The sequence below is a fragment of the Pseudomonas syringae pv. cilantro genome, assembly GCF_001293775.1.
GTDB classification, from domain to species: domain Bacteria; phylum Pseudomonadota; class Gammaproteobacteria; order Pseudomonadales; family Pseudomonadaceae; genus Aquipseudomonas; species Aquipseudomonas syringae_P.
The window spans coordinates 137,029-147,711 of the sequence record NZ_LGLN01000024.1; the positions used below are offsets into that span (position 1 = coordinate 137,029).

11 protein-coding genes, 1 other RNA gene and 1 pseudogene are annotated in these 10,683 nt (G+C 56.4%); 7 read left to right on the forward strand and 6 right to left on the reverse strand.

Annotation, left to right across the window (positions count from 1 at the left end; genetic code table 11):
- Positions 1 to 20 precede the first annotated feature (20 nt).
- Positions 21 to 1,940 (reverse strand): molecular chaperone DnaK, encoded by a 1,920-nt coding sequence (gene dnaK, locus ABJ99_RS04840; protein WP_054084827.1) that lies wholly within the window; start codon positions 1,938 to 1,940, stop codon positions 21 to 23.
- Between the two features lie 110 nt (positions 1,941 to 2,050).
- On the reverse strand, positions 2,051 to 2,614 hold the full coding sequence (grpE, locus tag ABJ99_RS04845) for a nucleotide exchange factor GrpE (RefSeq protein WP_054084828.1): 564 nt from the start codon (positions 2,612 to 2,614) through the stop codon (positions 2,051 to 2,053).
- Positions 2,615 to 2,884: 270 nt separating this feature from the next.
- Between grpE and recN the strand changes: the two genes are divergently transcribed.
- Complete coding sequence (gene recN / locus ABJ99_RS04850; protein ID WP_054084829.1) at positions 2,885 to 4,558, forward strand: DNA repair protein RecN; 1,674 nt, start codon at positions 2,885 to 2,887, stop codon at positions 4,556 to 4,558.
- 44 nt (positions 4,559 to 4,602) lie between these two features.
- On the opposite strand, the gene fur is transcribed toward recN, so the two are convergent.
- The gene (fur, locus tag ABJ99_RS04855; RefSeq protein ID WP_003313643.1) at positions 4,603 to 5,010 is read right to left on the reverse strand and encodes a ferric iron uptake transcriptional regulator; all 408 of its coding nucleotides are present in this window, start codon (positions 5,008 to 5,010) and stop codon (positions 4,603 to 4,605) included.
- 98 nt (positions 5,011 to 5,108) lie between these two features.
- On the opposite strand from fur, the gene ABJ99_RS04860 reads away from it, so the two are divergent.
- Positions 5,109 to 5,630 carry an outer membrane protein assembly factor BamE gene (locus ABJ99_RS04860; protein ID WP_054084830.1) on the forward strand — a complete coding sequence of 174 codons (522 nt, stop codon included), beginning with the start codon at positions 5,109 to 5,111 and terminating at the stop codon, positions 5,628 to 5,630.
- 66 nt (positions 5,631 to 5,696) lie between these two features.
- Here the strand turns inward: ABJ99_RS04860 and ABJ99_RS04865 are convergent, their stop codons facing one another.
- Genes ABJ99_RS04865 through ABJ99_RS04875 form a run of 3 tightly spaced genes read right to left on the reverse strand, consistent with a single transcriptional unit; the run spans position 5,697 to position 7,849 of the window.
- Complete coding sequence (locus tag ABJ99_RS04865) at positions 5,697 to 6,011, reverse strand: RnfH family protein (protein ID WP_054084831.1); 315 nt, start codon at positions 6,009 to 6,011, stop codon at positions 5,697 to 5,699.
- The gene (locus tag ABJ99_RS04870) at positions 6,004 to 6,438 is read right to left on the reverse strand and encodes a type II toxin-antitoxin system RatA family toxin (RefSeq protein WP_005620437.1); all 435 of its coding nucleotides are present in this window, start codon (positions 6,436 to 6,438) and stop codon (positions 6,004 to 6,006) included. The genes ABJ99_RS04865 and ABJ99_RS04870 overlap by 8 nt, the downstream gene beginning before the upstream one ends.
- Before the next feature lie 7 nt (positions 6,439 to 6,445).
- Positions 6,446 to 7,849, reverse strand: coding sequence for a sodium-dependent transporter (locus tag ABJ99_RS04875; protein WP_054084832.1), 1,404 nt, complete (start codon positions 7,847 to 7,849; stop codon positions 6,446 to 6,448).
- 113 nt (positions 7,850 to 7,962) lie between these two features.
- On the opposite strand from ABJ99_RS04875, the gene smpB reads away from it, so the two are divergent.
- The 5 genes and pseudogenes from smpB to ABJ99_RS26600 form a co-directional block, all read left to right on the forward strand.
- Positions 7,963 to 8,445, forward strand: a complete 483-nt coding sequence (gene smpB / locus ABJ99_RS04880; protein ID WP_054084833.1) for an SsrA-binding protein SmpB — start codon at positions 7,963 to 7,965, stop codon at positions 8,443 to 8,445.
- Between the two features lie 279 nt (positions 8,446 to 8,724).
- Complete coding sequence (locus ABJ99_RS04885; RefSeq protein WP_007249044.1) at positions 8,725 to 9,009, forward strand: hypothetical protein; 285 nt, start codon at positions 8,725 to 8,727, stop codon at positions 9,007 to 9,009.
- Between the two features lie 113 nt (positions 9,010 to 9,122).
- Positions 9,123 to 9,514, forward strand: a transfer-messenger RNA (tmRNA) gene (gene ssrA / locus ABJ99_RS26595).
- A 114-nt stretch (positions 9,515 to 9,628) separates the two neighbouring features.
- A complete protein-coding gene (locus ABJ99_RS04890) occupies positions 9,629 to 9,994 on the forward strand; it encodes a hypothetical protein (RefSeq protein WP_054084834.1) in 366 nt (121 codons plus the stop codon).
- A 348-nt stretch (positions 9,995 to 10,342) separates the two neighbouring features.
- A pseudogene (locus ABJ99_RS26600) lies at positions 10,343 to 10,561 on the forward strand (IS21 family transposase); the annotation flags it as partial.
- Positions 10,562 to 10,683 lie beyond the last annotated feature (122 nt).

Sequence of the window (10,683 nt, forward strand, 5' to 3'; positions counted from 1 at the left end):
GCTTTCAAGTGAGCCTGCGCTTACTTGGTGTCTTTCACTTCTTCAAACTCGGCGTCGACCACGTCGTCAGCCTTGTTTTCGTCAGCAGGCTTGCCCGCAGCGGCTGCTTCAGGGTTCTCGGCCTGCTCGGCGTACATCTTCTTAGCGATTGGCGCGGAAACCTTCGACAGCTCCTCGACCTTGGCTTCGATAGCCGCCTTGTCGTCGCCCTTGATGGCAGCTTCCAGAGCAACCAGCGCAGCGTCGACCGCAGTCTTCTCTTCAGCAGTGACCTTGTCACCCGCGTCAGCGATCATCTTGCGAGTCGAGTGGACCAGCGCATCACCCTGGTTACGGGCAGAGGCCAGCTCTTCGAACTTGCGATCTTCTTCGGAGTTGACTTCAGCATCACGGACCATCTGCTGAATTTCTTCCTCGGACAGACCGGAGTTAGCCTTGATCACGATGGACTGCTGCTTGCCGGTCGCCTTGTCTTTCGCGCCAACGTGCAGGATGCCGTTTGCGTCGATGTCGAAGGTCACTTCAATCTGTGGCACACCACGTGGAGAAGGTGGAATCTCGGCCAGATCGAACTTGCCCAGCGACTTGTTCTGCGCCGCTTGCTTACGCTCACCTTGCAGCACGTGAATAGTCACAGCGCTCTGGTTGTCATCGGCAGTCGAGAACACCTGGGATTTCTTGGTAGGAATCGTGGTGTTTTTCTCGATCAGCGCAGTCATCACGCCGCCCATGGTTTCGATACCCAGGGTCAGCGGGCTGACGTCGAGCAGCAGAACGTCTTTGACATCACCTGCCAGAACCGCGCCCTGAATAGCAGCACCCATGGCAACCGCTTCGTCCGGGTTGACGTCTTTACGTGCTTCTTTACCGAAGAACTCGGTGACCAGCTTCTGCACCAGCGGCATACGAGTCTGACCACCGACCAGAATCACGTCGTTGATCTTGCTACGGTCGATGCCAGCATCTTTAAGCGCCATTTCGCACGGTGCGATGGTGCGCTGAACCAGGTCTTCAACCAGCGATTCCAGCTTGGAACGCGAGATTTTGACGACCAGGTGCTTCGGACCGGAAGCGTCTGCAGTAATGTACGGCAGGTTGACTTCGGTCTGGGTGCTGGAAGACAGCTCGATCTTGGCTTTTTCGGCAGCTTCTTTCAGACGCTGCATCGCCAGCGGATCACCCTTGAGGTTCATACCGCTTTCTTTCTTGAATTCGTCGACGAAGTAGTCGATCAGACGAATGTCAAAGTCCTCACCGCCCAGGAACGTGTCGCCGTTGGTGGCCAACACTTCGAACTGGTGCTCACCATCGACTTCAGCGATCTCGATGACCGATACGTCGAAAGTACCGCCACCCAGGTCATAAACGATGACAGTGTGGTCGCCCTTGGCCTTGTCCATACCGTAAGCCAGAGCGGCCGCAGTAGGTTCGTTAATGATGCGCTTGACGTCCAGACCGGCGATACGGCCAGCGTCCTTGGTAGCCTGACGCTGACTGTCGTTGAAGTAGGCCGGAACGGTGATCACCGCTTCGGTAACCGCTTCACCGAGATAGTCTTCGGCAGTCTTCTTCATCTTTTTCAGGATTTCAGCGGAAATCTGAGGAGGTGCCATTTTCTGGCCATTCACTTCAACCCAGGCATCACCGTTGTCAGCCTTGACGATCTTGTAAGGGACCATCTGGATGTCTTTCTGAACGACTTGCTCGTCGAACTTGCGGCCGATCAGACGCTTTACTGCGTACAGCGTGTTGTGCGGGTTGGTGACCGCCTGGCGCTTGGCGGATTGACCGACCAGAATTTCGCCGTCATTGGCGTACGCGATGATCGAAGGCGTAGTACGGGTGCCTTCGGCGTTTTCAATAACCTTGACGTTGCCGTTTTCCAGAATGGAGACACAGGAGTTGGTGGTCCCCAGATCGATACCGATAATTCTGCCCATCTTGACTCTCCCGAAACTTGCAAAATTTGAATGTGGTTGCCGCACGTGCATTTACAACGTGCGGTAGCTCTTAAACGCTTGACCTTTAAATGGGGGCCTTACAGCTTATTTCAAGCCTGCTCGTCAATTGACGGCGTTGCAGGCGATGGTGCCTTGCTGACCACGACCATGGCCGGGCGCAACAGACGACCATTGAGCTGATAACCCTTCTGAAACACCTTGAGCACCGTGTTGGGCTCTACATCTGCACTTTCCTGCATGGCCATTGCCTGGTGCTGATCGGCACTGAACAGCTGACCATGCGGATCAATGGCTTCGAGCTGATAACGCTTGAGGGTGTCCTGAAACATCTTCAAGGTCAGTTCGATGCCTTCGCGCATCGGGCGAATGCTCTCGTCGTCCGGATTGGACAGATCGAGCCCTCGCTCCAGACTGTCGATGATCGGCAACAGATCACCGGCAAATTTTTCCAGCGCAAACTTGTGAGCCTTTTCAACATCCTGTTCGGCGCGGCGGCGGACATTCTGCAGATCCGCAGCCACTCGAAGGGATTGGTCCTGCGCGGCAGCCAGTTGCTCTTCGAGCACCTGCACGCGGGTTGTCAATTCTTCACCCGTACCTGCCTCGGCAGCCTGATCCTGAGCCTGCGCATCCAGATTCTGTTCGTCAGCCATAAGTGTTCTCCTCTAAAAACGTCCGCGATCCCGACTCGCGCTTCTGCCCACCTATATGGGATCGGATTTTTCCGGTTCAAGGGGCTCTTGTAATCGAGATACGTATTCCCTGACAAAAAATCCGGATTCAAGCCATGAAGAAACTCGCGTTCCGCAACGAGAGCGACTAAAAAACAGTCAGGACCAACCAAAACGAGCTAAGGCGAGGCATTGTCAGCCACAAATAAAACACTGTATAAATAACCAGACAATCAGCCCGGGAGCCGCTCAATGCTGGTGCACCTTTCCGTACATAACTACGCCATCGTCGAACACCTTGATCTTGAACTGGATCGGGGCATGAGCGTCATCACCGGCGAAACCGGTGCCGGCAAGTCGATCATGCTCGACGCTCTGGGGCTGACACTTGGCGACCGGGCCGACAGCGGCGTGGTCAGGCCGGGGGCTGACAAGGCGGATATCCTCGCCACCTTCGATCTGGGCGATATTCCCGAGGCCGAGGCCTGGCTGAAAGAGCGCGACCTGGACAACGACGGCCCGTGCATTCTGCGCCGCGTGATCACCGCTGAAGGTCGTTCGCGCTCTTACATCAACGGCTCGCCCTGCCCTCAGGGTGATCTGAAAGCGCTGGGCGAACTGCTCATCGACATTCACAGCCAGCACGAGCACCAATCGCTGCTCAAAACCGATACCCACCGACGCCTGCTGGACGAATACGCCGGCGCGACCGACCTCGCGCGACAAGTGCACCTCGCCGCACAGCGCTGGCGCCAGACGCGGCAAGAGCTGGAGCGCCTGTCCAACTCTGGCGACGAGCAGCGTGCACGCCATCAGTTGCTCAGCTATCAGCTCGAAGAACTGGAAAGCCTGAGCCTGGGCGAGAACGAGCTGGAGCAGCTCGAGCAGGAACACAAGGACCTGACCAATGCCGAAAGCCTGCTGAGCATTTGCCGTCAGGTCGTCGAGCAATGCAGTGAAAGTGATTCCGGCAATGTACTCAACGCCCTGACCGCCAGCCTGCAACGCCTTGGCAGCGTCGACCATTCACCGTCCGCCCTGAGCGAAGCCACAGACCTGCTGTCCAGTGCGCAGATTCAGGTAGAAGAAGCGGTCGGTGAGCTGAACCGCTTTCTGGACCACTTCGATGCCGACCCGGCGAGGCTGCAGCAGCTCGAAGAACGGCTGGACGCCATCTATACACTGGCGCGCAAGCACCGCATCCAGCCGGGCGAAGTGGCGACCCTGCAACAGAAGCTGCTGGATGAAATAGAAACACTGAATGCCAACGACGAATCCATCGAACGGCTGGAGCATGAAGTGCAGGCATTCGCCCGGCACTATCAGGATAAAGCCCGCGAGCTGAGCGATCTGCGCCACAATTCGGCGACGAAACTGGCCAGCGCTGTAGAACAGGAAATTCATCGTCTGGGCATGCCCGGCGGCCGCTTCCAGATCGAGCTCAAAGCAAACGCCAGCGTAGAACCCTCGCCTCACGGCCTGGAGCAGGTAGAGCTACTGGTCAGCGCCAACCCCGGCCAACCATTGAAAGCGCTGGCGAAAGTCGCGTCGGGTGGTGAACTGTCGCGTATCAGCCTGGCGATTCAGGTCATCACTGCCCAGACGTCACGCGTGCCAACCCTGGTATTCGACGAGGTCGACGTGGGCATCGGCGGGCCGACGGCTGAAATTGTGGGACAGCTGCTGCGTCGCCTGGGCGAGCGCGGCCAGGTCATGACCGTCACTCACCTGCCGCAGGTCGCGGCGCAGGGCCATCAGCACCTGTTCGTGCACAAGGTGCGGGACAACGACGCGACGCGCACAGCCGTGTCCAAGCTCAGCAAGACTGAACGTATAGAGGAAGTCGCCCGAATGCTTGGCGGCATCGATCTGACCAAGGAATCGCTGGCTCACGCCAAAAAAATGGTCGTCACGGCTAAAAGCTGAGCCATAGAAAGCACAAAGGCGACCGCGGTCGCCCCTGTTGCTGATTACGCCTTCTTGTTACGGACGTAGAGCACCAGATTGTGGTCCACCAGGTCAAAGCCGTGTCTTTCGACAATGGCTTTTTGAAGCTTCTCGATTTCTTCGTCGAAGAATTCGATCACCTCACCCGATTCCACATTGACCATGTGGTCGTGGTGGCCGCCATCAGCCAGCTCGAACACAGCATGACCGCCGTCGAAATTGTGGCGCACCACCAGTCCAGCGGACTCGAACTGAGTCAGAACACGGTAAACCGTGGCCAGACCGACGTCCTCGCTGGCCTCCATGAGAGCCTTGTAGACATCCTCGGCGCTCATGTGGCGTTGCTCTGCAGAATCGAGCATTTGCAGTATTTTGACCCGCGGTAAGGTTACCTTGAGTCCTACTTTACGTAGTTCGTTATTTTCAACCATGGTCAGCTTTCTCGCAGACGCTGCTTCGCAGCTTCTCTTAATGCAGGTATGATCGGAGTTTACGTTGTCCCAGCCAAGATAGTGGAAGTCGCCCACCGATGCAAAACACCAAGCTCTTGCTAACCAGTTTCACCTTCGTGGGACTGCTCGCACTCGCCGGTTGTTCATTCCCCGGGGTTTACAAAATCGACATCCAGCAGGGTAATGTCGTCACGCAGGACATGATAGACCAGTTACGCCCCGGAATGACCCGGCGGCAAGTACGGTTTATCATGGGCAATCCCCTGCTGACCGACACTTTCCATGCCGATCGTTGGGATTACCTGTATAGCCTGCAGCCAGGTGGTGGTGAACGCCAGCAAGAGCGCGTCAGCCTGATATTCAACGGTAATGACCAACTCGTCAGCCTGTCTGGTGACTTCATGCCTGGCGTCAGCCGCGACGAAGCGATCCTCGGCAAAGGCACTGACGGCACCGCTCCGGCAGAGGCTCAGCCTCAGCAGAAGCCAGAAGAGCCCGCCAAACCAGGCTCGCTGCTGGATACCATCCAGAAAGACGTCGACAGCGTCGAGACCGTACCAGTCCCGACTCAAGAGCCTCTGGACACCAACACCCGCTAGTCCCGCAGACGCTCAGCAAAAAGCCCGGCTCGCCGGGCTTTTTTGTGCATGTCATTCAGCCGGTATTCAGCCGGGCAGCGTCCTTTTCTCACGCGCTTTGGCCGCGCGCAGACGCCTGATTTCCATCGGATCGGCCAGCAAGGGGCGATATATCTCGACTCGCTCACCCGCCTCCAGCACTCGCACAGCAGGATCAGCGACCACTTTGCCGAAAATACCTACAGGGCATTGCGCCAGATCCAGCTCGGGAAATTCCCGATCCATGCCGCTGAGCGCCAAAGCCTCCCGTACCGACGAGCCTGCCGGCACATCAACCGTCAGCAACACCTGACGCTGAGCCGTGGCATACACCACTTCGATCTGAATCGACGCCTCAGCCATGCAGCTCTTTCGCGCGCTGACAGAACGCATCCACCAGCGTATTGGCCGCCTGATTGAATAATGGCCCCAAGGTGGCGCGAACAATCGTCCCCGCGTAATCGAAAGACAGGTCAAGGCTGATCTTGCAGGCTTTTTCACCCAGCGGCTTGAAGGTCCAGACGCCATGAAACTGCTCGAACGGCCCTTCGACCAGGTCCATCACAATCGATTCGCCGGGCACCAGCGTGTTGCGCGTCATGAATTTCTGACTCAGGCCGCCCTTGGCGATCTCCAGACTGGCGCGCATTTGCGACTCGCTGGCATCAAGCACAGTCGCCGAAGAGCACCACGGCAGAAACTCGGGATAACGGGCCACATCATTGACCAGGTCATAAAGGAAACCGGCCGGATACGGCAGTAAAGCAGAGCGTTGTATGTGCGTAGTCATGTGAGCGTCATTTCCAGAGCTGAGCGGCAAACACCACAAGAATGCCGAGCGGCGCCACGTAGCGCATCAAAAAGAAGGTCAGGTTGAAGAGCAGCGGGCTGCGAATCGACAATTCATCGCGCACCGCCTCACGGCCCATCACCCAGCCTGCGAATACCACAAAACACAATCCACCCAGCGGCAGCATGATCCGCGAAGTGAAGAAATCGATGACTCCAAAGAAGTCCAGGCCATTCGATGCACCCCACTGATAGAGGTGGAATACGCCCCCATCGTTCACGAAGAACTTGGCTTTCTGCCAGATATTGAACGAAAACACCGTTCCCAAGCCCAAGAACCAGCAAGTAAAGGCCAGCCAGAACGTTACCCAGGCACGGCGAATACGGGTGCGCTCGACCAGATAGGCAACCATCGGCTCGAGCAACGAAATCGCCGAACTCCAGGCCGCCACGGCTACCAGCACGAAAAAGACGACGCCCATCAACTGACCGAACGCCACGTTGCCGAATGCATAAGGCAATGTTACGAACATCAGCCCCGGCCCTTCACTCGGGTTCAGACCTGCGGCAAAAACAATGGGGAATAACGCCAGCCCCGCGAGCAGCGAAACGAACGTATCGAGCAATGCGATACCGACCACCGTCGTGCTGATCGATGCGCCTTTGGTCATGTACGCGCCGTACACCATGATCGAGCCGACGCCCACGCTCAACGAAAAGAACGCATGCCCCATCGCCGGCAGCAAGCCATCCAGCACCTTGTCGGGATTGAAGTCGAACATGAAATGCACGCCTTCCATGAAATGCCCGGTGGTCAGGCTATAGCCCAACAACGCCAGCATCAGCAGGAACAGCATCGGCATCATGATGCGCAGACTTTTCTCCAGCCCAGCCTCGACACCTTTACCGATCACCACCGCAGACAGCAGCATGAAGATGGTGTGCCAGAGGATCAGGCGCCACGGATCGGCGATGACTGCGCCGAAATAGGCACCTACCTGATCCGGCGACACACCCTGAAAGTCGCCCCGCCCCATGTCGATGAGGTAATCCAGCGACCAGCCGCCCACCACGCTGTAGAAGGAGAGAATCAGCAGCGCCGTGATCATCCCGGCAAAAGCGCCCCAGGACCAACGCGCCGAATGCCCCGCCTCGACCGCCAGGGTCTTGAGCGCATTCGCCGGACTGAGCCGCGAACGGCGTCCGATCAGCGTCTCGGCGATCATGACCGGAATGCCGATCAAGGCGATACACGCCAGAAAAACCAGCACAAACGCGCCGCCACCATAGGCACCGACCATGTACGGGAATTTCCAGATACTGCCCAGCCCCACGGCAGAGCCGGTGGCAGCCAGGATGAACACCCAGCGACTTGCCCAGCTACCGTGGACCGAAACCTTGTCCGTCGACATTATTGAAACGCCCAGCCAAAAAAGATCGCGCATTGTCCGGGATTCAACCTTTGTGCTCAAGCACACGCTTTCCCGTAGCCGACATTGATGCAACTCCCTATAATGCGCCCCCTATGGCTAAGCTCAAGAAACACCCTACAGGGACCATCGCGCAAAACAAGAAAGCGCGTCACGATTACTTCATCGAACACAAGTTCGAGGCCGGTCTGGTCCTGTCTGGCTGGGAAGTAAAAAGCTTGCGTGCCACCAAGGTACAGCTGGTCGACAGTTACGTGCTGCTCAAGGATGGCGAGGCCTGGTTGATGGGTTGCCACATCACGCCTCTCAAGACCGCCAGCACGCACGTCATCGCTGACCCGACACGCACCCGTAAACTGCTGCTGAACAAGCGCGAGCTCGAAAAGCTCACAAGCTCGGTTCAGCAGAAAGGCTATGCCTGCGTGGCCCTTTCCGTTTACTGGAAGGAGCATTTGATCAAGTGCGAAATTGCTCTGGGCAAAGGTAAAAAGGAATACGACAAGCGCCACACCGAGCGCGAACGCGATTCGGACCGCGAGCTGCAACGCGCCGTTCGCTCCAAGGGCAAGGAAGACTAGACCTCGCCAGGCGTCAAATGCCTCGCTGCAGGCATTTGACGCCACTACCCGCTTTTCCCCTCCTCTGCGCATAATCACACCCTCAACGCGAAGATCGCTCCACTTTGGTGCCCTGACTGCCCACTGTGGCTTTTTCGCATTAGTCGTAAAAAAAATAGAACGCCTGCGTTACTACACAGTCAATCCTTTAGGCCCCAACACTCAACGGGCTTTCAAAACCCTCGGGCGACGGCGTCAAAGACCGGCCACACCGAGTCCACAGGTTATAAGGAGAGACACATGAAGCGTACCGCCCTCACTGGATTGTTCCTCAGCGCTGCCCTGTTGGCTTCGCCGGTTTTCGCCGCCGATGATTTGTGTGCTGCCAACATCAAGACAATCGAAAACGCTCAGGTCTCTTCCGGCACCAACCTGAGCCCTGAAAACAAGACCATGCTCGAAACCACCGAGAAAAACGCCAAAGCGGCACAAGCGCAGAACGACGAGAAAAAATGCGTCGAGATCACTACCAAGGTGATCACCTCGCTGAAAAACACCGGTTCGGGCAGCGAAGGCAACAAGTAACCCACCTCGATCAGTTCAGCCAGCAACGGCTGACCTGATCGATCGCAGCAAACGGGTCGACGTGGCACGCCAATCGGCGTACACTCCGCCCCAGCGATTGCGAAAGCAGTCTCGGGGCCGATTTGGATTCGACGCCGGTGATGAAACTTTAGGTGCATGCCGAGTTGGTAACAGAACTCGTAAATCCACTGTTGCAACTTTCTATAGTTGCCAATGACGAAACCTACGGGGAAACAGCTCTCGCCGCGTAAGCGGTGCTAGCCTTCCTTCTGGTAGCTTCGGCTCCAGCAATCATCAGGGGATGCCTGTAAACCCGAAATGATTGTCATATAGAACAGGATCGTCGCCTAGTACGTTGCGGACGAAGCGACTAAAACTTACGCAACTCGCCCAAAGCACCCTGCCCGTCGGGTCGCTGAGGGTTAACTTAATAGACACGGCTAAGCATGTAGTACCGACAGCGGAGTACTGGCGGACGGGGGTTCAAATCCCCCCGGCTCCACCAAACAAGCATTACAAATCAAGCACTTAGCGTTTACCGCAAGTGCTTTTTTTGTGCCTTTTTGTGCCGTATTGGTTCAGTAATGCCAGCTTTATGACAGCATCAATGGAGTGAGATATGCCAAAGTATTGGGTCGTAGGGGCATCATGGGGAGGGAGTGATCCTCAAGATCAATCTTTCGTCGAGAAAGGAATCTGGATTCTTGGGTGGGACAAGGGCCATCAGCAAGTCAAAGCAGCTGAAATGCAGGCGGGCGACAGGATCGCGATCAAGCGCATGAAGGGTAAAGGGCAGACAGGCATCAAGATTCTGCACATAGGCGTAATTCGTGGGGTAATTTTGGAGGCCGACCTTGTGATTTGTACTGTCGACTGGATGGCAACCAATCTTGATCGCGACATCACCGAGAGTAAAGGTTGCTTCGCATCAATTCATGGTCCCTTCGAGCACGACCCATGGATCGAGAAAGTTTTCTGCCTGTGAGGCACGCAGGCTCTTGGCAGCGAGATCGTCATGGACTTTATGCAGATGAATTCATAACTTGGAGAAAGAAACAATGCTTACTGACCAACAGATCGAGGCTGGCAAGAAAACAGCCACTCACACGATTCGCGAGAAACTTCATGAACACAACGACTGCATTCGATTTGCGTACGAATGGCTTGATGCGCAAATAAAGACGAAAGGTGTGCAAAAAAAGCCGCACGATCTTAAGCACCTAATCCAGCGATGGGCTGGTCGCTACGTCTCTAGTTCCGATGTAGAGGTAGCGGCACACCTTCATCCTGATATTCGCGGACAATACCCATACTTTAATATCAGCTCGAAGCTAACACCCAAACCGAGCACATGCCCAAGAGCCATCGCGAACACGCCGAATGGACGCCGCAGCGACTGATCCACTGGGCTGAGCAGACCGGGCCAAACACCGCTGGTGTCATCGCTCATATCCTCGAACGCCGGATCCATCCGCAGCACGGCTTCCGCGCCTGCCTGGGCATCCTGCGCCTGGGCAAACAGCACGGCGAAGAGCGGCTGGAAGCCGCTTGTCCAAGTGAGCATGGAACGAGTGTCCAAATGATCGTGGGCTGGGTGTCCAAGGTATGCGCGCCACGAACCCCACCTAGCAAAAAATGAGTATCTGATTTAGCGAGGCATCTCTGGCGAGCAAT

What these genes read in the sequence shown, in the direction of transcription:
- smpB (WP_054084833.1), top strand. Translation starts at nt 7,963, where the DNA reads ATGGCTAAGCTCAAGAAACACCCTACAGGGACCATCGCGCAAAACAAG.
- recN (WP_054084829.1), top strand. Translation starts at nt 2,885, where the DNA reads ATGCTGGTGCACCTTTCCGTACATAACTACGCCATCGTCGAACACCTT.
- ABJ99_RS04865 (WP_054084831.1), bottom strand. Translation starts at nt 6,011, where the DNA reads ATGGCTGAGGCGTCGATTCAGATCGAAGTGGTGTATGCCACGGCTCAG.
- ABJ99_RS04890 (WP_054084834.1), top strand. Translation starts at nt 9,629, where the DNA reads ATGCCAAAGTATTGGGTCGTAGGGGCATCATGGGGAGGGAGTGATCCT.
- dnaK (WP_054084827.1), bottom strand. Translation starts at nt 1,940, where the DNA reads ATGGGCAGAATTATCGGTATCGATCTGGGGACCACCAACTCCTGTGTC.
- ABJ99_RS04875 (WP_054084832.1), bottom strand. Translation starts at nt 7,849, where the DNA reads ATGTCGACGGACAAGGTTTCGGTCCACGGTAGCTGGGCAAGTCGCTGG.
- fur (WP_003313643.1), bottom strand. Translation starts at nt 5,010, where the DNA reads ATGGTTGAAAATAACGAACTACGTAAAGTAGGACTCAAGGTAACCTTA.
- grpE (WP_054084828.1), bottom strand. Translation starts at nt 2,614, where the DNA reads ATGGCTGACGAACAGAATCTGGATGCGCAGGCTCAGGATCAGGCTGCC.
- ABJ99_RS04870 (WP_005620437.1), bottom strand. Translation starts at nt 6,438, where the DNA reads ATGACTACGCACATACAACGCTCTGCTTTACTGCCGTATCCGGCCGGT.
- ABJ99_RS04885 (WP_007249044.1), top strand. Translation starts at nt 8,725, where the DNA reads ATGAAGCGTACCGCCCTCACTGGATTGTTCCTCAGCGCTGCCCTGTTG.
- ABJ99_RS04860 (WP_054084830.1), top strand. Translation starts at nt 5,109, where the DNA reads ATGCAAAACACCAAGCTCTTGCTAACCAGTTTCACCTTCGTGGGACTG.